At 63.0% G+C, this 21,243-nt stretch carries 19 protein-coding genes; 15 read left to right on the top strand and 4 right to left on the bottom strand.

The window, feature by feature from the left end:
• Positions 1-6 precede the first annotated feature (6 nt).
• From AAEZ05_RS21440 to AAEZ05_RS21495, 12 genes are all read left to right on the top strand, one after another.
• Positions 7-1,599 carry a GumC family protein gene (locus tag AAEZ05_RS21440; protein ID WP_350648731.1) on the top strand — a complete coding sequence of 531 codons (1,593 nt, stop codon included), beginning with the start codon at positions 7-9 and terminating at the stop codon, positions 1,597-1,599.
• Positions 1,596-2,699 carry a glycosyltransferase family 4 protein gene (locus AAEZ05_RS21445; RefSeq protein ID WP_350648733.1) on the top strand — a complete coding sequence of 368 codons (1,104 nt, stop codon included), beginning with the start codon at positions 1,596-1,598 and terminating at the stop codon, positions 2,697-2,699. Before AAEZ05_RS21440 ends, AAEZ05_RS21445 begins: the two co-directional genes overlap by 4 nt.
• The gene (locus AAEZ05_RS21450; protein WP_350648735.1) at positions 2,696-4,063 is read left to right on the top strand and encodes an O-antigen ligase family protein; all 1,368 of its coding nucleotides are present in this window, start codon (positions 2,696-2,698) and stop codon (positions 4,061-4,063) included. The genes AAEZ05_RS21445 and AAEZ05_RS21450 overlap by 4 nt, the downstream gene beginning before the upstream one ends.
• Positions 4,060-5,028: a glycosyltransferase gene (locus AAEZ05_RS21455; RefSeq protein WP_205893851.1), complete on the top strand. Its 969-nt coding sequence runs from the start codon at positions 4,060-4,062 to the stop codon at positions 5,026-5,028. The genes AAEZ05_RS21450 and AAEZ05_RS21455 overlap by 4 nt, the downstream gene beginning before the upstream one ends.
• Complete coding sequence (locus tag AAEZ05_RS21460) at positions 5,021-6,157, top strand: glycosyltransferase (RefSeq protein ID WP_350648737.1); 1,137 nt, start codon at positions 5,021-5,023, stop codon at positions 6,155-6,157. Before AAEZ05_RS21455 ends, AAEZ05_RS21460 begins: the two co-directional genes overlap by 8 nt.
• A 12-nt stretch (positions 6,158-6,169) precedes the next feature.
• Positions 6,170-7,171: a polysaccharide deacetylase family protein gene (locus AAEZ05_RS21465; RefSeq protein ID WP_045061566.1), complete on the top strand. Its 1,002-nt coding sequence runs from the start codon at positions 6,170-6,172 to the stop codon at positions 7,169-7,171.
• Complete coding sequence (locus tag AAEZ05_RS21470) at positions 7,168-8,472, top strand: lipopolysaccharide biosynthesis protein (protein ID WP_350648739.1); 1,305 nt, start codon at positions 7,168-7,170, stop codon at positions 8,470-8,472. Before AAEZ05_RS21465 ends, AAEZ05_RS21470 begins: the two co-directional genes overlap by 4 nt.
• Complete coding sequence (locus tag AAEZ05_RS21475) at positions 8,469-10,382, top strand: hypothetical protein (RefSeq protein ID WP_205893849.1); 1,914 nt, start codon at positions 8,469-8,471, stop codon at positions 10,380-10,382. The genes AAEZ05_RS21470 and AAEZ05_RS21475 overlap by 4 nt, the downstream gene beginning before the upstream one ends.
• A 23-nt stretch (positions 10,383-10,405) precedes the next feature.
• Positions 10,406-11,650 (top strand): GNAT family N-acetyltransferase, encoded by a 1,245-nt coding sequence (locus tag AAEZ05_RS21480; RefSeq protein ID WP_205893864.1) that lies wholly within the window; start codon positions 10,406-10,408, stop codon positions 11,648-11,650.
• Positions 11,622-12,419, top strand: coding sequence for a ChbG/HpnK family deacetylase (locus tag AAEZ05_RS21485; protein ID WP_045061569.1), 798 nt, complete (start codon positions 11,622-11,624; stop codon positions 12,417-12,419). The genes AAEZ05_RS21480 and AAEZ05_RS21485 overlap by 29 nt, the downstream gene beginning before the upstream one ends.
• Before the next feature lie 135 nt (positions 12,420-12,554).
• Positions 12,555-13,049 carry a PaaI family thioesterase gene (locus tag AAEZ05_RS21490; RefSeq protein ID WP_350648742.1) on the top strand — a complete coding sequence of 165 codons (495 nt, stop codon included), beginning with the start codon at positions 12,555-12,557 and terminating at the stop codon, positions 13,047-13,049.
• A gap of 196 nt (positions 13,050-13,245) precedes the next feature.
• On the top strand, positions 13,246-14,946 hold the full coding sequence (locus AAEZ05_RS21495; RefSeq protein ID WP_205893847.1) for an amidase: 1,701 nt from the start codon (positions 13,246-13,248) through the stop codon (positions 14,944-14,946).
• A gap of 90 nt (positions 14,947-15,036) precedes the next feature.
• Here AAEZ05_RS21495 and AAEZ05_RS21500 read toward each other — a convergent pair whose 3' ends face one another.
• The 4 genes from AAEZ05_RS21500 to souR form a co-directional block, all read right to left on the bottom strand.
• Complete coding sequence (locus tag AAEZ05_RS21500) at positions 15,037-16,101, bottom strand: DUF2955 domain-containing protein (RefSeq protein WP_350648744.1); 1,065 nt, start codon at positions 16,099-16,101, stop codon at positions 15,037-15,039.
• Positions 16,091-17,230, bottom strand: coding sequence for an HlyD family secretion protein (locus AAEZ05_RS21505; protein WP_350599664.1), 1,140 nt, complete (start codon positions 17,228-17,230; stop codon positions 16,091-16,093). The genes AAEZ05_RS21500 and AAEZ05_RS21505 overlap by 11 nt, the downstream gene beginning before the upstream one ends.
• Positions 17,227-18,780, bottom strand: coding sequence for an efflux transporter outer membrane subunit (locus tag AAEZ05_RS21510; protein WP_350648746.1), 1,554 nt, complete (start codon positions 18,778-18,780; stop codon positions 17,227-17,229). Before AAEZ05_RS21510 ends, AAEZ05_RS21505 begins: the two co-directional genes overlap by 4 nt.
• An 83-nt stretch (positions 18,781-18,863) precedes the next feature.
• A complete protein-coding gene (souR, locus tag AAEZ05_RS21515) occupies positions 18,864-19,877 on the bottom strand; it encodes a transcriptional regulator SouR (RefSeq protein ID WP_350648748.1) in 1,014 nt (337 codons plus the stop codon).
• Between the two features lie 169 nt (positions 19,878-20,046).
• On the opposite strand from souR, the gene AAEZ05_RS21520 reads away from it, so the two are divergent.
• The 3 genes from AAEZ05_RS21520 (at position 20,047) to AAEZ05_RS21530 (ending at position 21,220) form a co-directional block, all read left to right on the top strand.
• Complete coding sequence (locus AAEZ05_RS21520; protein ID WP_205892434.1) at positions 20,047-20,487, top strand: hypothetical protein; 441 nt, start codon at positions 20,047-20,049, stop codon at positions 20,485-20,487.
• 140 nt (positions 20,488-20,627) lie between these two features.
• Positions 20,628-20,885 carry a DUF6555 family protein gene (locus AAEZ05_RS21525; RefSeq protein ID WP_045062182.1) on the top strand — a complete coding sequence of 86 codons (258 nt, stop codon included), beginning with the start codon at positions 20,628-20,630 and terminating at the stop codon, positions 20,883-20,885.
• A 92-nt stretch (positions 20,886-20,977) separates the two neighbouring features.
• Positions 20,978-21,220, top strand: coding sequence for a hypothetical protein (locus tag AAEZ05_RS21530; protein ID WP_350648751.1), 243 nt, complete (start codon positions 20,978-20,980; stop codon positions 21,218-21,220).
• The last annotated feature ends 23 nt before the right edge of the window (positions 21,221-21,243 follow it).

Below are 21,243 nucleotides of genomic sequence, written 5' to 3' on the forward strand. Positions count from 1 at the left end.
ACCGTCATGAATCCAAAAGAAAACTACCTGCACGAGTTTTTCAGGATCTTTTTCGCCAACAAGCAGTTGGTGAAACGAGTCTTCCTGATCTTTGCAGTGATCGCACTGATCTTGCCGCTGATGCTCAAGCAGAGCTTCGATATCACCGCCCAGGTGATCGTGCAGTCCAAAAAACTCTCCCAGGGAGATGCCACCACCTCCCTCAACCAGGAGAACGCCTCGTTCATTCCGCCATCGCTGGCAGACATGGAAACCGAGAGCAATATCCTGCGTTCGCCGGGGCTGATTCGCGAAACGCTCAGCCAAATGCGCGAGAACAGCGAGTACACGCCGCCGGTGAGCACGTTCAACAAACTGGTAGCGCAGCCATTCAAGGACTACGTCACCACGCCCATTCGCGAACACCTGATCAATCCTGTGCGTAATGCACTGGGCCTGGAAACCGACCCGGTACGGGACACCGAACTGGATGCACTGACGCAGCAAGCCATGAGCGACCTGAAGGTCGAAACCCTGCCCGGTTCCAACGTGATCTCGATCGTCTACAGCTCACCCGACCCGGCCCAGGGCACCAAGTTCGTTGCCGCCCTGCTGCAGAACTACCTGGTCAGCCGTCAGGCTCTGCAATCCATCGACCTGCCGCAGAGCTTTTACGAAACCAAGAAAATGCAGTACCAGGTGCGTCTCGATGGCCTGGAAGGCAACCGGCTGGCACTGCTTGAGGGCGTCGGCTCGGCTGATCCTCGGGAGGAAATCACTTTCCGCCTGAACGCCATCAACACCGAGGAGCAGGCACTCAACCTCTACCAGGATCGCCTGCTGCAAAGCAAACGCTGGCTCGACTACCTGAAAACCAGCCTGGCTGCGGCCAAGGACGCCAAACTCAACGACTACTCCTTCCCCTACACCTTTACTACCACCACCGACAACGTGGCGTTCGAGGATCGCGAGGTCAAGCAGCTCGGCGAACTGCTGATCAGCCAGGTCAGCCGTTACATGAATGACCTGTCGGTGTTCCAGCCTGGCAGCGAGCCCATGTTGCTGCAGCGCGAACAGATCACCCGGACTCGCGGGCAGTTCCTCAAAGTGGTGAACAACCGCATTCAGGAACGCACCGCCGACCTGGCCGTGATCGGCTCGGTGATCGACCAGAAAACCGCGCGCATTGCCCAGTTCAAGAACCGCATCCACCAGTTGCAGGAAACCCAGAGCAAGTTGCGCCAGATGGACACCGAGATCGAGGCATTGCACGCCGCGTTCTCCACCTACGCCCAGCGCTTTGCCGAAAGCAGCACCGCCCGTTCGCTGGACAACGACTTGTCCAACGCACGGATTCTCAGCCCACCGTTCGAGCCGACGGAAGCCGCATTTCCCAAACCGATGCTGATCATCCCATTGGGACTGCTCACCGGTTTGCTGCTGGCGATCGCCTTCGTCTACGTACGTGAGTTCTTCGATCACCGCTTCAAGCATCCAGCGCAAATCTCCCACGAACTGGGCTTGCCAGTGCTGCTGGTGATCAACGATCAGAACGTCGAGCCGATCAACCCGCACAAGAACTGGACCGTGCCGCGCTTCGCGCATTGGGTGCGCAATTGAACGCGCCGCTCAGCCAGACTGCACCTGCAAGCACCCTGCCGATCATTCATTTGCTCAGCAGCGGTGGCTTCTATGGGGCTGAGCGGATGTTGCTCGATCACTGCCTGGCAACACCCGGGCAGCACCAGGTGCTGTTTCTGGATGCGCCGCCGGAGCTGATCGCGCGGTTTCGCGAAGCCGGCGTCGACTGCCGCAGTTGCGCGGGGCTCAGGGCCTTGCTCAGGCACCTGCGCCAGCGCCGCCGCGAGCGGCCGCTGATCAACACCCATAACTTCAAGGGCCTGTTGTTCGGCTGGGTTGGCGCGACGCTGTTGCGCCTGCCGCTGGTGATTACTCAGCACGGCTTCACCCCGCGCAGTCGCAAGCAGAAGTTCTACACCTGGCTCAGCCTGCAATTGTGCCGCACGGCTTCGGTGGATCGCGTGGTCTGCGTCGCCGAAAGCATCGCCGCACTGCACCGTCAAGCCAGGGTCAGGGGGCTGAAGCTGCAGGTGATTCCCAACGGTTTGCCAGCCGCCACCGGCCAGTTGCTCCCCAGTACCGACCGGCAGCGCTTTCTCGCCGGTTACGTTGGACGCCTGAGCGGTGAAAAAGGCCCGGACCTGTTTCTCGATGCGCTGATGCCGCTCTGTCAGCAGTACCCGCACCTGGACGCCGTGATGCTTGGAGACGGCCCGGAACGCGAGGAACTGCTGGCACGCATCGACGCAGCGGGTTTGCAGGAGCGCATCCGCTTGCCCGGTTACCAGACGGACATGGGCCAGTGGTGGCGACAACTTGATGCGCTGGTGATCAGCTCGCGCACCGAGGGCACGCCGATGATTCTGCTGGAGGCGATGCAGGCCGGGGTGCCGGTGGTGGCGTTCGCGGTCGGCGGGATTCCCGACGTGCTGCAGGACCGACACAACGGTTTGCTGGCAACGCCGGCCGACAGCAGCGCACTCGCCCGCCAGATCGGTACGTTGCTGTCCGAGCCGGCACTGACCGGCGAACTGATCGACAACGCAAGACGTACGCAACAGGATCGCTATGACCTCAAGGCCCTGGCCGAACGCTGGTCGCAGCTTTATATCCGTACTGCACGGGAGGCACGCGCGTGATTGTTCCGCTCTCGATCGTCAGTTTGCTCGCCCTGGTCTGCCTTGGTTTGCTGGCCAGCCCTTTTCCTTTCCTGGCGCCGGGGGTGGTCCTGGGCGTGGTCGGCGTCGCGGTCCTGTACCGCAAGCCGACCTGGGGCCTGCTGGGCATCGCCGCCATCCTGCCGTTCGAGGGCCTGTTCAAGGACAGCGCCTTTCCCGGTTCGAAAATCCTGGGTGCCTCGCTGGTGCTGATCCTGATGTTGCAACTGGCGATGCACCAGCTGCCGGCCGAACGCTTGCGCAGCAATATCTGGCGCTTTCTGCTCAGCTTCATGGCGTTGTACCTGCTCAGCCTGCTGAACAGCGACAACATGAGCGTATCGCTTGGGCATCTGCGTGACCTGAGTGTCGGCCTGGTGCTGTTTATCATCACCTTGCTGATTGGTCGCGAACTGAATCTGAACACCTTTGCCAAACTGGTCACCCTCAGCGTCGCGGTGACCTGCGCCATGACGCTGTTCTCCGTTAAATACCAGGACGCCGGGCGTGCTGCCGGCTTGTTGAAAGACCCGAACAATTTCGCCCTGATGATCGCCTTTGCCGTGCCCCTGGCGCTGTTGCTGGTCATGCGTAGCTCGAACATGCTGCACCGAATGTTCTGGGGTGGGTGCACCCTCCTGCTGTTGGTCGGCATTACCAAGACCGAATCTCGTTCGGGCCTGGTGGTGCTGTTTATCAGCCTGTTGATCGGCGCCTGGCACTACCGGGCATTGCTGCCCCGCATCCGTCCACGGCACCTGGGGTTTGCCATGCTGGGTCTGGCAATCGTGATTCCGCTTGCGCTGTACGCCATGCCGGCCAGCTACATCAAACGCATCGAGTCCTTGAGCATCCTGAGCTCCGGCGCCAGGAGCCAGGACGCATCCCTGGGCCGCCGCGCGTCCTACATCGTGGTCGGCAGCGGGATGATTGCCGAGAACCCGTTGATCGGCACCGGTCCCGGTACCTTCCCGCTGCACTACGCAGCCACCGGCTATTCAAAGGCCTTCGCCTTCAACAGCAACCCCGAAGAACTGTACCGACACGCGCACAATACCTACCTGGAGATTTTCAGTGAGCTGGGGATTCCTGCCGGGCTGATGTTTGTCGGCATGCTCGGCCTGGCCATGTACAACCTGACGCGGGCGCGTCGCGCCTGGAGGCAGCGCGGCAATAGCGAGCAGGTCGACATGCTGACGCACCTGAGCATGAGTTTTCTCTCGTTGACACTGTTCCTGATGTTCCTCAGTGCGCCGAACCACAAGTACCTGTGGATCATGCTCGCGCTGACCAGCGTGCTGCGTATCAAAGCTGAAGAAAGCGCTCCGTTCGAGGCTCGGAAATGAACAGCATCAGCATCGTCATCCCGATGTTCAACGAGGCGCGGCATATTGGGCGCACGCTGCTCGCCGCGCAGAAGGCCGCGCATGCCGCCGACCTGCAATGCGAGCTGATCGTGGTCGACAATGGCTCCACTGATCGGGGCCCGCAGATTGCACGGCAGTTCGGCGCCCAGGTGCTGGTGATGCCTGGCCTGGCGATCGGCGCCTTGCGCAATCGTGGTGCCGCCGTCGCCAGCGGTCACTGGCTGGCCTTTATCGACGCCGACATCGAGATGCCCGAGGACTGGCTGACCCGGCTGATCGAACTCGACGCCGGCGGCCAGGCCGATGTATTTGGCCTGGACCTGCACACCCCCGCCGAAGCGCCCTGGTACGCGACCGCCTGGCAGCGCCGTACGCTGCGCCCCAGCGCCCATACCGTACAGACGGTGGACTGGCTGCCCAGTGCCAACCTGCTGATGCAGCGCAGCTGGTTCGACAAGGTCGGCGGTTTCGACGAAAACCTGCGCACCGGGGAAGACAAGGAGTTCACCCTGCGCCTGGGCAAACACGGCGCGCGCCTGCTCACCGCCAACCAAAGCGTGGCCCTGCACTGGGGTTACGAAGGCAGCTGGCGGGAATGGATGGGCAAGGAAATGTGGCGTCAGGGCAGTCATCTGCAATTGCTGCGCACCCACGGCATGAGCTTGCGACTGCTACGCTTTCCGTTGTTGTCGATCATGGCCTGGGTGGTGGATTTCCTCGCCATTTCAGCACTGCTCAACGGCTACCCGCATCACGCGCTGCTGATGTTTGTGCTGACACTGTTACCGGCGCTGATGCTGAGCTTGCGCCAGAGTGCCAGGCACCGCAGCGTCGGCCTGACGGTGCAACTCTGGGGCTTGCACTGGGTGCGTCTGCACCTGGCCGGCGCCGCGTTCATTCTCAGCCTTTGCCAATGGAATGCCAGGAGGCCCGCCCGTGGCTGAATTCATTTTCTGGATGTGCCTGCTGCTGCCGGTGTACGCCTATCTGGGTTATCCCGTGCTGCTGACGTTGCTCGCACCGCTGTACCCGGCGCGCCGTCCGGCGCCGGCGCCACCGATGAACGTGAGCATCGTGATTGCCGCCCACAATGAGGCGCGGCACATCGAGGAAAAACTGCGCACGCTGCTGGCCCAGGATTACCAGCCACGCTCGCTGCAAATCATCCTCGCCAGCGACGGCTCTACCGACGACACCGTGGCCTGTGCGCACAAGGTTGTCGACCCGCGCATCACAGTGCTTGACCTGCCCCGCGGGGGTAAGGCCGCGACCCTCAACGCCGGGGTCGCACTGAGCAGCGGTGACATCCTGGTGTTTACCGACGCCGACAATCAATGGGCCACCGACACCCTCGGCCACCTGCTCGCGCCGCTGACAGACCCTGCGGTCGGCGCCTGCGCCGGGCACATGGTGATCCCGGTGACCGGCAAAGGCCTGAGCATCGGCGACAGCCTGTATCGACATTACGAAGGCTGGTTGCGCCGGGTGGAGAATCGCACCGGCTGCATGGTCTCCGCCGATGGCGCGCTACTGGCGTTGCGACGCGAGTTGTTCCAGACCGTGCCGGCAGAGGTCAACGATGATTTTTTTATCAGCACCTGTGCGCCTGTGGCGTTCAAACGCATCGTTTACGTGCCCCAGGCCCAAGTGATCGACCAGGGCGTCGACGAGGCAGACAAACAATTCCGCCGGCGCCAGCGCGTGACCGTCGGCGGTCTGCAAAGCCTGGCCCAGCGCCGCGAACTGCTCAACCCGTTCAAGCACGGGCTGTACGCCATCGCGCTGATCAGCCACAAGCTGATCCGCCGCCTGGCGCCCATCCTGTTGCTGCCGTTGTTGCTGAGCAATTTCTGGCTGTGGCAGGAGCATGCTTTCTACCAGGTGTTCCTGGTCGCGCAACTGCTCGGTTACGCGATCGCTATCGCCGGTCTGCTGGACTCGCAACACCGCCTGCCCAAACCCTTCCGCCTCGCCGCCTTCCTGCTGGTCACCCTTGCCGGGATGAGTAGCGGGCTGTGGCAGTTCCTGCGCGGTCAACGCTATGCACGATGGAACCCCGAACAAAATCGCTGAGAGGATGGAACCATGGGGATTATGCAATTGTTCAAACAGACCAGCGGATGGCTCTACCTGAACTCGTCAGTGGGGCGCAATCAACTGCACGGCGCCGGGGTGATCCTGATGCTGCATCGGGTGCTGCCCGATGACGACGCCGCCGACCTGCCCCATCGCAACGAACTGTGCATCGGCACCCAGGCCTTTGACCACTTTCTGGGCTGGCTGAGCAGGCACTTCGACTGCGTGCCGCTGATGGACATCCTGCAACCCACCCAAAGCCCGACGAAGCGGCCAAGAGTGAGCCTGACGTTCGACGACGGCTGGCGCGACAACGCCCTGCACGCCTTTCCGGTATTGCTCAAGCATCAAGTGCCGGCGAGTATTTTTCTCTCCAGCGATTTCATCGGCAGCCGCCAGCGGTTCTGGTGGGAAAGCCTTGGCGAAACGCTCTGGGGCAGTCATGGCGAGGAGGCGCGGATACACCTGATCGAATCCCTGCAACAGGCCGGCCGGCCACTGCCGGCGCAGTTGCACGATGCCAACGAGCAACGCCGCAGTCTGGCGCTGCTGCGCTTTCTGCAAAGCCTGAAAACCCTGCCGCCCCAGGCGCTCAGCCGACTCACCGACGAGTGTCCGGCCGAATCCATGCCCCAGGCACTGGACTGGCAGCAGGTGCGCGAGCTGGAAAATTCCGGGCTGGTGCGCTTCGGTCCGCACGGGGCCAGCCATGCGATCCTCACCGGGCTCGACGATCGCACCCTGGCGGAGGAAATCCGCCGTAGCCGCGATGCGCTGCACAACGGCTGCCAGCGACCGTTGCCAGTGTACTGCTACCCCAATGGCGACAACGATGCACGGGTGCGGCAACAGGTCGCCGACCATGATTTCCCGTTTGCCCTGGGCACCGCTGCCGGGATTTACCGTGGCCACCCGGATCCGCTGGCACTGCCCAGGTTCGGCGTCAGCCAAAGGGTGGCGCGCAATCCGCAGTTGTTGTCCTGGCGCATCTGCCGCGGAGCCCGCGCATGAGTCGCAACACGTACCTGAAAAACCTGGCTTTGAGCATGGGCACCAAGCTGGCGATGATCGCCGTGCGCCTGCTACGCAACGTTTTGCTGGCGCGGATTCTGGGGCCAAGCGAGCGTGGTCTGTTTGCCCTGCTCAGTACCCTGCCCGAACTGATCAGCGCCGCCACCAGTGGCGGGCTAAATTCGGCCGTCGGCTTCCAGGCAGCGCAGCATCGGCCCATGGGTCTGTTGCTGAGTCAGGTATTGGTGTACGGCTGCTTGCTCGCCGGGTTGCTGACGTTTGTGGTGGTGGCGCTGACGCGGGAGTTCGGCAGCGAACTGGACATCACCCTGCAACTGGGTTTGCTCGCCTGGTTATTGTTGTTGGCGGTGCCGCTGACGGTACTCAAGAGTGGCCTGTTGACGCTGCACAACGCCTCGGGCAACGTGATGGCGTTCAACGTCTTGCGCCTGATCGAATCGGTGGCGCCGCTGCTGCTGTTTCTCGCCCTGTTCTGGATGTGGAAAAACGCGGCACTGGAAGCCGCGTTGATCAGTTGGCTGGCCGGGCTCAGCATGGTGGTGCTGACCGGCTGGATCTGGCTCAAGCGAGCCCAGCCGGTGATCTTGCAGTGGGACCGGGCCAGCCAGAAAGAACTGCTGCGCTACAGCGCACGCAGCCATCCCGACCTGTTGTTCCAGCAGGTGATCCTGCGCTCCGACTATCTGTTCATCGGCGCCCTGTTAGGTACCACGGCCCTGGGCCATTACGCGATGGCCAGCGCGGCTGCCGAATTGCTGCTGATCGTTCCCGAAGCCGTGACCACTCCGCTGATGAAGAACCTGCTGCAGCAGGAAAAGGGCATTGAGAAACTCACGCCCCTGGCATTGCGCCTCACCGCCACGGTGATGATTGGTGCGTGCCTGTCCATGGCGCTGATCGGTGAATGGCTGATCATTACCTTGTTCGGCGTTGCCTATCAACCGGCCTACCCGGCCCTCCTGGCGCTGCTGCCGGGCCTGCTGGGCCTGTGCTACATGAGCATCCTGCGCCTGGACCTGCTGGGCAAGAACCGTCCCGGCGCGATTTCCATGCTGATGGGTTTCAGCGCCCTGCTCAGCCTGCCGCTGAACCTCATACTCATCCCCGCCTATGGCATCGTCGGTGCAGCAGCGGCTTCTTCAATTGCCTACCTGGCGGTGACTGTGGCGCTGCTGCTGCTGTACTGCCACTTGAGCCGGGTGCCTATCTGGCAAACCCTGATCATCCTGCCCAGCGACGTGGCGCCCATGCTGCAAATGCTGCAACGGAAGTCGGCATGAAGTGGCTGTTACTGTTCATCAGTCTGAGTCTGAGCGCCGAAGCCGCCCCCATGCGCTGGGCGCAAATTCGCGACGGCAGCCTGTACCTGCAACCCGATAGCCCTGACACCCTGACCGTGCGCTGGACGCCGGCCTGGCAGGCACAAGCCAACGAAGAACAGTTGTACCTGATCGATGGCCAGGGCAAATTGCAGGCCGAACGCAAGATCGCCGCGAGTGAAACCAGTGGCAGCCAAAGCTGGCCGCTGGCACCGAGCGCGGCCAGTTATCGCCTGGAAATTCCAGGCTACAGCTTCCGCCGGTACACGGTTGAGCACGACGAGCGCACGGTCGCGCTGTTTGCCCCGGCCAAGGTGCATTTCAGCGCCGAACCCGGGGACAACGAGGAGTTGTACTTCAAGGTCGCGGCCGGCGAGCGCGCGGTACTGGCCGGCAAGTTCCACGGCGGCGTGGAGGCCTTACAGGCGCAACGGCTGGATGACGGCAAGCAGGTGTCGCTGGCCCTCAAACCCTACCCGGCGTATTGGCAGTTCGACAAGGTCGAATTGCCAGTGGCCGCCGCTGACCAGGTCTGGCGCCTGCGCTTGCGCGGCAGTGGCAAAGTGGCGTTCTGGCTCGATGGCACGGCCAACCTGTTTGCCCAGACCCCACAGCAACTCAAACCCTTGCGCGAGGACTTCGGCAAGACCCGCCTGACCCTGCACCCGGGCGTGATCGGCAAGACCCCGAACCTGGGCATCGCCATGCCCTACGCGTTGCCGCCGCCCTCGACTTTTGCCTTGTTCGATGCGCTCAACGCCACAGCCGCGACCCACTACAGCCTGGTCGACATCATGGCGACCCGGCCGCATTACGAAGACAAATTCCGTCGCCTGTTCCAGGAGCGTTTCGGCATCACCCAGAACCTGACCCTGCTGGCCGGCCGGTACCGAGTGGCCGACCTGCGCCTCGATGCCAACAGCACCGCCGGGCTCGATGCCTGGCTGGCCGCCACTCGCGCCCTCGGCGGCAAGGGCACGCACTACATCGGCTTCGCCGACGAGCCAAACCTCAACTACCGCGACTACGCGAGCTATCAGGCGATCTTCAACAGCATGGCTCGCCAGGTACGCAGCGACCCGGCCAATGCCAAGGCCGGCGTGCGCATTGTGATGCCAGCGAGCTCGCGGTTCATCAACGGTCCGTTCATCGAAAACGCCGAAGACCGGCGTGGCATCGACTGGGCCAGGCGCCTGCTCGCCGAATCCGGGGACAGCATCGATGCCCTGGCCTGGCACGAATGGATGGTGCGCGACCTGCTGGCGACCCGGGTCTATCGCGACAGCGTGCGGCGCGCCGCCGATCTGGTCGGGCTGGATGCCCAAGGTCGCCCACGCAAGGCCTTGCTGCTGGACCAAACCAACATGTCCAGCGGGAGCAGCCTCAGCCCGTACGACCAGGAGACCCATTACGCTTCACTGTGGTGGGCCTCGGTAGCGATCAATTCATCCCAGGATGGCTTGCTCGACATGCTCGGCTGGTTCCAGGCCGCCGACGAATCCGACCATCGCAAGGGCATGCTGCGCATGCTCGACGAAGAGCACTACGAGCTCAAACCGGTGGGATATGCCCAGCAGTTCATGCAGCAGCACTGGCTGCACGACGTGATGCGCCTGGAGAACGACGCCTTCGAAGTGGATGTGCTGGCCATGGCCAGCGACCATCAACGCAGTCTGTTCGGGGTCAACAAAGGCGCGCGCATCCAGTTGGTCAGCCTGGAGGGCACGGCCTGCCCGCTGAACAACGGCACATTGCATTACTTCGGCGCGGACAATCGCAGCCGCGAAGCACCTTTCAAATGCCAGGGCGGCCGCATCAGCTTCGAGCTGCCTGGGGAAACCTTGTTCGCCCTGCGCTGGAGCGCCTCATGAACGCCACGGACCGACCTGAACCTATGACAGCACGATTTGAATGGCGTACTTCGCTGTGTACACCCGACTTCCCGGCAGCGGCTTATGAAGCGTTGCGCCTGCGGGTCGCGGAGCACACTCCGTTCAACACGCTGGCCTGGATGTGCGCGTCGGAACAGGCCCTGGCCGTCGGATGCCAGGTGCATGTGCTGCTGGCCTGGCGAGGCGATGAGCTGCAGTTGTGCCTGCCCTTGGTGGCATCGGTGGAGCGTTTCGGCGGGTTGCCCTTCCGGGTGCTGCACCACCTGGGCTACCCCCTGGCCGATCGCCTGGCGCTGCTTGCCCGCCTGGACGCCGGGGACGTGCGCCAGGCATTGGCGCAGGTTCGCCGCAAACTGCCCCACGCCTTGCTGCAATTGAACGAGCTTTGCGCTGCCGCTGGCGAAGAAAGCGCCCTGACCCACTGGATGGCGCACAGCTCTACCGGTGAACGGCGCCTGAGTTGTCGCGTGCCCGTGCACCAGATCAGCGAGGCCGACCACCAGGAAATCTCCGGCGACCCGCGCTACAAACTGCGCCGCGCACGCAAACGCATCGCTGCCTGTGGTGCACAAGTGCGGCGCATTACCCCGGATGCGTCGACCATGGGTGCGTTGCTGCAGGCCATCAGTGAAGTCGAGGCGGTAAGCTGGAAAGGTGACGAAGGGGTGGGGATTTTTGCCGATGAGCGCCACCGCCAATGGATGAATCAAGCCTTCACCGCCCTCGCCGCCCAGGGGCTGGTGCGGGTGGTGATCCTCGAGCTGGACGGGCGCTGCATCAGTTACCGCCTGGGGCTGCTCGAACAGGGTCGGTTGTACGATTACAACCTGGCATTCCTGCCGCAATACGCCGACCTGGGCAGCGGCCGCGTCTTGCTCGAAGAGTGGATTCGCTGGGGCCTGGACGACAACTGGCGCTGGATCGATGCCTCGCGCGTCAGTCTGGAAAATTCCAGTCATCAACTGCACGAGCGCATGACCGGGCAACTGGAGCACTGGCGCTGGAGCTTCTATTCCTGGCGACCCAGCGGTATCGCCCTGGGGCTGGCCTTACGGGTCTGGCAGGCGCTCAAGCCACGGTTGCAACAATGGAAAGCGCGGCGTGCGGCCAAGCCCGTAAAACCGGAAGCGGTGCAACCAGTGGCGGCCGCCGTGGCCACGCCCACCCCCGCTGCCAAGCAGGTCAAGGCCAGGAACACCGCCATACTGGAGGGCAAACATGCCACGTCAAGTCATAGTCAACGCTGATGATTTCGGGCTCAGCCCAAATGAAAACGCCGTGATCCTCGGTGCATTCCAGGCGGGCGTTATCAGCTCTGCCACGGCCATGGCCAACATGCCGGCCTTCGAAGCCGCATGCGCCATGGCCCGGCATCCGCTGCTGACCGGTCGCATCGGCCTGCACTTCAACCTCACCTACGGCCAGCCGTTGAGCCTGGGCATTCTTTCGCGCCCGCACTTCTGCGACAACGCCGGGGTGTTCGACCTCAACCTGCCCCGCCATCGCCTCTGGCTCAGCCGCGAAGATCGCCAAGCTGTTCTGGAGGAGCTTGAAGCGCAATGGCAACGCTGCCTGGACAACGGCGTGCGGCCCAGCCATCTGGATTCCCATCAACACGTGCACAACATCTGGCCGATCGGCGAAATCGTCGCGCGCTTCGCCGCCCGCCAGGGCGTGCCGGTGCGCCTGGCGCGCAACCTGGGGCAAAACCTCAGCCTGCCCAAGCGCGTATTCAAACGCTTGCTCAACGCCCGTCTCCAGCAATTGGCCGGCGCCACCGCCGACTATGTGTGCACGCCTGTGGACCTGCGCAACGCAGCAATGCCGACCAAAGGAGTACTGGAAATCGTCGCCCACCCGAACCAGATCGGCACGGATTTCGGCGACGCTTATCTGAATCCCGGAGAGTCGCTTACGCAGTTGCTGGAGCAGCGGATGCGAGGTGTGCCGCGGGTGTCCTATGGGGCGGTGAACAGCGTCGGGCTACCCGGCGGGGCGGTGGTCGTGAAACCGTAAGGCAGAGCATCTTGCAGGCGCTGGCTTGCCGGCGATGGCGAGCTCACGGGCGTCATCGCCGGCCAGTCAGGCTCCCACAGGTCAGGTATTTCTTATAGGCTTGGCAGATTCCCGGAATAAAAAGAGGAACCTCCCATGCTCGACACTTCCCTGCAAGACAGCGCCGCGCCAGAAGGCGTCTGCTATGGCTGTGGCGGCAAGAATCCCCATGGTTTGCATATCAAGAGCTTCTGGCACGAAGACGGCATCCATGTCATGGCCGAGCACCTGCCCGATGCCCGTTACTGCGGTTGGCCCGACCTGGTTTACGGCGGACTGATCGCCATGCTGGTGGACTGCCATTCGAACTGGACGGCCATGGCCTATCACTACCGCGCCGAAACCCGCACAGCCGATAGCCTGCCGCGCATCGACTGCGTCACCGGCAACCTGGGCATCAAATTCATCAAGCCGACGCCCATGGGTGTGCCGCTGACCCTGCGCGCCAAAGTCGAAGGTGACGTTGGCCGCAAGACCCGGGTGATCTGCGAGGTGTATGCCGATGGCGTACTTACAGCGGTGGGCGACTCGGTGTTCGTGCGGGTCGATACCGGACAGCTGGCCGCCGCTGCGCATGGCCGCGAGGGTTGAGGCTTCGGTACTTTTTTTGCCGGCGGCGCGCCCACTCTGGTGCAAAATAGGCACTCGGCCGATAAGCTCAGGCCCTGTCGCGAATGCAGTGCAACGAGAGTCATATGAATATCCAAGTTGAGAAGTGTGATGCCCCCCGGACCCAGCGTGTTGGTTCAACGAAGCACATCATTCAAACAATGTCGGGGGTAACCGCATGATCGAGGTCACTGAGGTTTCCATTGCGCAGCTGCGGGCGGCGCTCGAGTCGGGCCAGACCACCGCGGTTGAACTGGTCCAGGCTTATCTCGCCAGGGTCGATGCCTACGACGGGCGCGACACGCCGACAGCGCTGAACGCAGTGGTGGTGCGCAACCCTGAAGCCCTCGCCGAAGCGCAGGCATCCGATGAGCGCCGCGCCAAGGGCCAGACCCTCGGCCCGCTCGATGGTATTCCCTACACTGCCAAGGACAGTTATCTGGTCAAGGGGCTGACGGCCGCCTCCGGCAGCCCGGCCTTCGTCGACCTGGTGGCTTACCGTGATGCGTTCACCATCGAGCGCCTGCGTGGTGCGGGTGCGATTTGCCTGGGCAAGACCAACATGCCGCCCATGGCCAATGGAGGTATGCAACGCGGGGTTTATGGCCGTGCAGAGAGCCCGTACAACGCCGATTACCTCACGGCGCCCTTTGCTTCCGGTTCGTCCAATGGCGCGGGTACGGCAACGGCGGCCAGTTTCGCCGCGTTCGGGCTGGCGGAAGAAACCTGGTCGAGTGGCCGTGGGCCAGCATCGAACAACGGCTTGTGTGCCTATACACCTTCGCGTGGGGTGATTTCGGTGCGCGGCAACTGGCCCCTGACGCCGACCATGGACGTGGTCGTGCCCTTCGCCCGGACCATGGCGGATCTGCTCGAAGTGCTCGACGTGGTGGTCGCGGAAGATCCCGACACCCGCGGCGACCTGTGGCGCATGCAGCCCTGGGTACCGATTCCGAGCGTGGCCTCGGTGCGTCCGGCGAGCTATCCAGCGCTGGCCGCTAAGGCTGAGGCTCTGGCCGGGAAACGCCTGGGCGTGCCGCGCATGTATATCAATGCCGACCCCGAGGCTGGCACGGCAGAAGCGCCGGGCATCGGCGGGCCGACAGGCCAGCGCATCATCACCCGGGATTCGGTGATCGGGCTTTGGCAACAGGCGCGTCAGACGCTGGAAGCGGCGGGCGCGCAAGTGATCGAAGTGGATTTCCCGCTGGTGTCCAATTGCGAGGGTGATCGCCCCGGAGCACCGACGGTCTTCACTCGGGGCCTGGTGTCGAAGGAGTTTCTGCACCACGAACTCTGGGACCTGACGGCCTGGGCGTTCGATGATTTCCTGCAGGCCAACGGGGATCCAAAGCTCAACCGGCTGGTCGACGTCGACGGCCCGCTGATCTTTCCCCACGACCCAGGCACCCTGCCCAACCGCGAAGGCGACCTGGTAGCGGGCATGGACGAGTATGTGCGCATGGCCGAACGCGGCATCACACCGTGGGACCAGATCACCACGGTGCCTGACGGCCTGCGCGGACTGGAACAGACCCGGCGCATCGATCTCGAAGACTGGATGGATCGCCTGGGCCTGGACGCGGTGCTGTTTCCGACCGTCGCCGACGTGGCCCCGGCGAATGCCGATGTCGATCCCCGTTCTGCGGACATCGCCTGGAGCAACGGCGTCTGGGTCGCCAATGGCAACCTCGCTATCCGCCACCTGGGCGTCCCTACGGTGACGGTCCCGATGGGCGTGATGCCGGACATTGGCATGCCGGTGGGCCTGACCTTTGCCGGTCGTGCCTATGACGATTCATCGTTGCTGCGCCTGGCCAGTGCGTTCGAGGCCACCGGCTCCAAGCGCCTGATCCCGCCGCGTACGCCTGTGTTGTAGGGAAAATGCCTGTGGGAATTGGGGCGACATGTTGGTGGCTGGTGTGCGCTGGGTGTTAAAAGATCGCAGCCTCGTTTCACTCGACAGCTCCTACGGGGTGGGGAGTGGGTTGGGGGGCTGGGTGGGGAGCGAGGTTGGGGCGGCGGGGAGTGCTCGGCGTTGCTCGAGCAGATTGACCATCAGGCATGCGTACAGCGTCACGGCGATAAACAACCCCATGCGTATGGCAAAGGCGGTGTAGACGTCCTTGCCCGCTGCGCTGTCCTGCACCGACTGGCCCAACAGAATGATCATCGTGATCAGGCTGTTGAGCCAGAACCCCGGGCTTAAACCCGTTGGGCTGAGCCGGTAAAGCTTGCGCGCCAGCACCAGGCCGAACAGCAGCATCCACAGGAAAAACATCCACAGGTGCACAAACAGGCTCAGTGCACACCACAACAGGATCGCCAGCAAACCGCCCAGCAGGGTCGAGCCGACCAGCTCCCGACCGGCGCTGTGAGTGTGGCTGGTCGAGCTTTGCTGACCCAGGCTGACCGCCTTGAGAATGATCGGCAGGTAACTGGCCGGGTCGATCAGTGCCAGCAGGAAGGTCGGCAGGACGATCAGGGTGGCTCGCAGCGCCACCCGTGCGGCCTCTGCAGGCGGGAAGCCTGGGGGACTGGGCGATGGCGGAGCATCCGCCGGTTCGGCAAACAGCCAGTGACTGCCTGCCACGGCCAGCACCGCGAGCAGCAGGCCCTTGACCAGCGCCTCGATGACCGTCGCCGCCAGGCCGAAATCGGCAACCCCGGCTGACGAAATCATGGTCAGGCCGATGACCAGGAACGTGACGATAAGCGCGTTGCCACCGCGCAGGCCGAAGCGGAATACCAGGAACAGACAGAGGCCAATCAACAGCACGCCACTGAGCGGGTAGTACCGCAGGACCGGAATCAACAACAGACCGCTGCCGGTCGTCAGCAGCGCCGCCAGCGCCAGGACCAGTGCTGCCTTGAATGGCAGGGGCTGATTCAGCGTCGCCAGCAACAACACCGCCAGCACCGGCGCCACGAAAGGAATCGGCAAGCCCAGGCCGAAACTCGCCGCCAGGCACAGCGCCGTGCCCGTCGCCAGGCGCAACGCGCGCCGGGCCCTGATCGTGGTTTCAGTAGACATACGACAGCCAGCTCATGAAACCCAAGAACAGGCGGCCGAGTGGGTTGAGTGGATTGCCCTCGCGGGGAAAGGCCATGACTTCAGCCTGCCCGCCGGCGCGGATCCCGCGACTGTCGCGCAAGTGCTGCTTGGCTTCGGAGGAGAACTCGATAATCACCGGGAAGCGCTGCGCCGGGCGCAACCAGTCGCGGCTGTTCTGCACACTGGGCAGGGTTCCGGGCGCGGGCGCCTGACCGACGCTGACCCCGTAACCCACGCTACGCACGCGCCCCTCGAACACCTCCCCCGGCAGCGCATCCAGCACGATCGCCACCGGCGTATCGATTTGGACCAGACCCAGATTATTCTCGGTCATGTCGGCACTGACCCATACATCGTGGATCGCAATCAGGGTCATCACCGGACCTCCGGCAGCAGCAAACTGGCCGGCATCGGTGCGCAGGTCCGTGATCAACCCGGAGGATCGCGCGCGCACCCGGGTATTGGCCAGATCCAGTTCGGCTTTCGATAACGCCGTGGCGGCACTGCGCAGGGTCGCGTTGTCCTCATCGCTGCCGCCCTCCTGTTCCCGTGCCCGCTGGACTTCGGCGCGGGCCGCAGCGACCTGGCTCACGGCCTGTTCGCGATTGGCCCGGGAGACTTCCAGCAGGCGCACCGAGATGGTCCCCGGATCGTCCCGATACAAGCCTTCAAGGCGCTGATTGTCCTGGCGCGCCTTGAGTTCGTTGGCCTGGGCCGCCCTCAGATTGGCCTGCGCGGCAGCAATCCCGGCAGTGCCGGCGCCGATCTGGCGCCGGGTCGACTCAAGATCGGCCCGCGCCCGATCCACGGCAATCTGATACGGCTGGGGGTCGACCTCGAACAGCACCTCGCCGGCCTTCACATCCTGATTGTTCCGCACGTTGACCCGAATCACCCGCCCTGCCACTTCCGCCGCCACCGGAATCACAAAGGCCCCTACCCGCGCCTGCTGCGTATACGGCGTGAAGCGATCCGCCAGCAGGTACCAGGCCAGGCTCAGGACAATCAACAGCAACACCCACTTCAGGCCCTTGCGGCTCGGGTCTGGAGCGGGTGCAGGTGCTGGCACCGGCGGTGTTTCAGCCGAGGGCGGGACAGTGTCGCTCATGGTGTTTTGACCTCGTCGGGCTGGGGAAAGGCAGGCTGGGCAACTCCAGGCTCGTCCAGCAGATCGCCCCAGTCGGTGCGCTCTTGCATCTGCCTGCGAGTGGCGGGATCGACCATTGGCTGGGCGCTGGACCAGCCGCCACCCAAGGCTTTGTACAGGGCAATGACATTGCTCACGGCATTGCTGCGGGCCACCAGGTAGTTGTCCTGTTGCTCCAGCAGCGCCCGCTGCGCATCCAGCACTCGCTGGAAGTCCGAATAACCTTCGCGGTACTGCGCGCTGGCCAGCACCAGCGAGCGCTTGGCGGCCACTTCGGCCTCGCCCAGGATACGCTCGCGCTCAAGGGATTTGATCAAGCCGCCAGCGGCATCATCGGCTTCCCGTGCCGCCTGGCGAACCTTGTCGCGATAGACTTCGATCAACTGCTGCAACCGCGCATCCTGCACTCGCACGTTGTTGCTGATCTGGCCATGATCGAACAGATTCCAGCGCAGGCTCGGCCCCCCTATCAGGTCCAGGCTGCGCGGGGTGCCATCCAGTGAATCAGCGGACCAGACGATGCTGCCAAGCAAGGTCAACGAGGGATAAAAATCGCTTTCGGCCACGCCGATCAGCGCCGACTGCGCAGCGACATTGAGCTCGGCAGCTCGCACGTCGGGGCGACGCAGCAGCAGGCTGGCGGGCACATCCTGCAGCACCGCCCGATCCACCAGCGGAATCAGCCCGTCACTCGTCGCCAACTGCGGCACGCCGCCGGGTGGCTGGCCGATCAGTACGGCCAGGGCATTGCGGGTGCGTTGCAGCTGGTCCTCAAGACTGGGGATGGTGCTCAGGGTGCCCAGGTATTGAGTCCGGGCCTGCTGCAGATCCAGCTCGGCATTCTGCCCGCTGTTGAACAGCTTCTCGGTGATCTCGAAATTACGCTGTTGCTGCCGGGCATTCTGCTTTGCCACCCGCAACCGCGCCTCGGTGGTGCGTAAGGCAAAATAGGTATCCGCCACTTGCGCGTGCAGCAGCACCAGCACGTCTTCATAGTTGGCACGCGCGGCGAAATAGCTGGCGTCGGCCGACTCAATGGCGCGGCTGAAGCGGCCCCAGAAATCCAGCTCCCAACCCACATCGAAACCCACGCTGTGCTGCCAGAAGTGGCTGTCCTGCGAATTGCTGCCGCCGGATTGCCGGCGGTTGAGGTACAGGCTGTCGGCACTGGCTTGCTGCAGCTGCGGGTAACGCCCGCTTTCGGCAATCCCCAGCCGCGCCCGGGCTTCCATGACCCGCAGCCCGGCGATTTTCAGGTCTGCGTTACCCGCGTCCGCAGCGGCAATCAGGCGATCCAGCAACGGGTCGTTGAACACCTGCCACCACTCACGCAGGTCCGGGCTCTGTTCGCGCTGGCTGGCCTGTTCCAGGGCCGGGCTGCTCCATTGCCGGCTCCATGCTTCGCCCGGCGCCTGGAAATCCGGTCCCAGACGCACGCAGCCGCAAAGGCCGAGCACGCCAAGGATCAGCAACTGGCGCGGGCGTCTGAACGGGGCTGCGCTTGAGGGCATGGATGTCTTCCGATGCGACGGTCAGTCAAGCATAGCCACAGAAAGCCGAGACCAACGGAGTTCCTCCGGGGCGCGCTTCAACGCTACTTCACAAGGCGCTTTTCCTTGGAAGGCCGGTAACCGAAGTAGGCGCTGTAGCACTTGCTGAAATGGCTTGGCGAGACGAACCCGCAGGCCACCAGGACTTCGACCTGAGACAACTCGGTGTGCTGCAGCAGCCGGCGCGCCTCGGTAATGCGCAGCTCCAGGTAATAGCGTTGCGGCGTGGTGCCCAGCTGCTCCTTGAACAGGCGTTCGAGTTGTCGCCGCGAACGACCGGCGTAGACCGCCAGTTGCTCCAGTTCCAGCGGCTCTTCAAGATTGGTGTCCATGAGTTTGACCACCTCGCGCAACGGCGCGCTGACGCAGATGTTCTCCGCCGGCTTGATTCGCCGGTAACGCGATTCCTCGAAGGCCAGGATGTCCTCGACACCCTCGACCAGGGCTTTATCGTAAAGACTTTTTATCCAGTCCAGGGCCATGTGAAAGGCGCCCGAAGGACTGGACGCCGTGAGGCGGTCGCGATCAATGACGTAGGGTTCACTACTGACCTGGGTCGCCCGGGAGATCTCCGCGAGCGCCGGGCGGTGTTCCGGATGAATGGCGCAGCGATAGCCCTCGAGCAGGCCCGCCTTGCCGAGGAACCAGGCGCCGTTCCACAAGCCGGCGAGCATCACGCCCTGCTCCGCTGAGGCCTTGAGCTGAGTAATAAACGCTTCATTGGCCTTGAGTTCGGTTCGATATCCACCACACACCACCAGCAGGTCCAGCCCCTTGATCGCTGAACCGTCGAGACGAGCGTCCGGGCGAATGACCAGCCCCAGATCGCTGACTACTTCGCCGTCGCTCAAGCCGAAGGTGCGCGTGGTGAACACCCCTGGACGCAGCAGATTGGCGGTCACGAGCGTATCCAGCACCTGCGTGAAGGCCGGCAGCGAAAAATGCTCAAGCAGCAGGAAACCGCAGCGCACCACTTGAGGTGTCGCGCTGGCGTTGTCATTCAGGTAACGAAGGTTCTTGCCCTTTAACCCTTCACTGAACTGGCGTCTTTCGATCAATGGTCGACCTGCTTTGCAACGAAAACCAATACGTTATGGGCCGCATGGAGAAAGCGCAATGGCGGCACCTGGAAAGATATTGAAGCCGCTGATCCTCGCTGCCCGGTGCTACGCTGTGAATGCCTGAAAGAAATAGCGCGCCCTTTTGCATCCGCTCGAGAATCCACCCATGAAGCCGATCCTGATAAGCGGTATCACCCTGGCAATGGTCGGCACGCTGACGTACTCACTGCTGCAGTGGCGCGATGTGCAAAACCACACTCAGGAATTACGCTGCGGGGAAGCCAGGGAGGCGTTAAAAGGAGTCGAAGTGCGGGCTCGGGCGTTGGCGGCAGGTTTGACGGTGGATGCCTATGCCAGGGCCGAAGAAGAGGACGTGGCGAAACTCGTCGGCGCCCTGGATGCCGCCAAGAGCAATGTCGAGATTGACTCGGTGATGGAATCCCACGCCACGGCGATCGGTGCCGAGGACGCCGCCATTGATGCCGAAGTCGACAGTCGGGGCAACCAGGCCTTCCTGGAGCAAACCTTGCGCAAGCAGCGAATACCGGTTGACGTCAAACAGGAGCTGGAACGTGCCGCCAAGGCAGTCAGGCTGATCTGCAGCTGAGCGGCTTGAAGAGGGAGTCTCCAGAACCTCATAAAGTGCATTTTTTTTCCTGAAAATAAGCGCTTAACGCCGCCGGGAAATTGCTTTGAATTTTTTCTGACACCACCACTCCTTTGTCTATGAGCATAAGGAGGGTCCTCATGAACAGCACCGGTCTCTACATCATTGAATACCTGCTCCACGGGGAGCCGAGGTCGTTCATCATTCGTGCAAAAGTGATGAGCAATCGCGATGCCTGGCATTGGGCAAGCTGTGATGCCGGCATAGCGCCCATCCCCAAACCCGGAAGGCCGCCGCTCAAGGTGGTATCCAGGCCCCAGGCGGAAAAATACGGCGTCGTCGAAGTGCGCTGGCGCGAGTCGGCCAAGCTCGACTGGACCGAGGCGACGCCGTCCTGATTAGCCGGGGGCCGGCGGTCAGCGGGTATGAAAAATCCCGAACTCGACCTGCACCGTTGCATCCAATGTGAAAGCCGATGGAGGTATGCGACATGAACGACAATGATGAACGCAGCAATGATGGCGAATCACCCATGACATCCAACGCACCGCCCAGGGACTCGTCCGGCAAGCCGGTGAATGTGGTGCAGAGGGATCTGGCGGACACGGAAGACGATACCCGCGCAGTGGACGAAGTCATCACGCCCTCTTCCACCCGCACCAAGGAGCAGGACACCCAAGAGCTGCAGAAAAAGGTTGACGAGATAGAGCGCAAAGTGGCCGATGGAAACTGACCACAGGTGTTACACGAAATCGA

It is taken from the genome of Pseudomonas sp. HY13-MNA-CIBAN-0226, from assembly GCF_040310305.1.
Lineage (GTDB): Bacteria > Pseudomonadota > Gammaproteobacteria > Pseudomonadales > Pseudomonadaceae > Aquipseudomonas > Aquipseudomonas gregormendelii.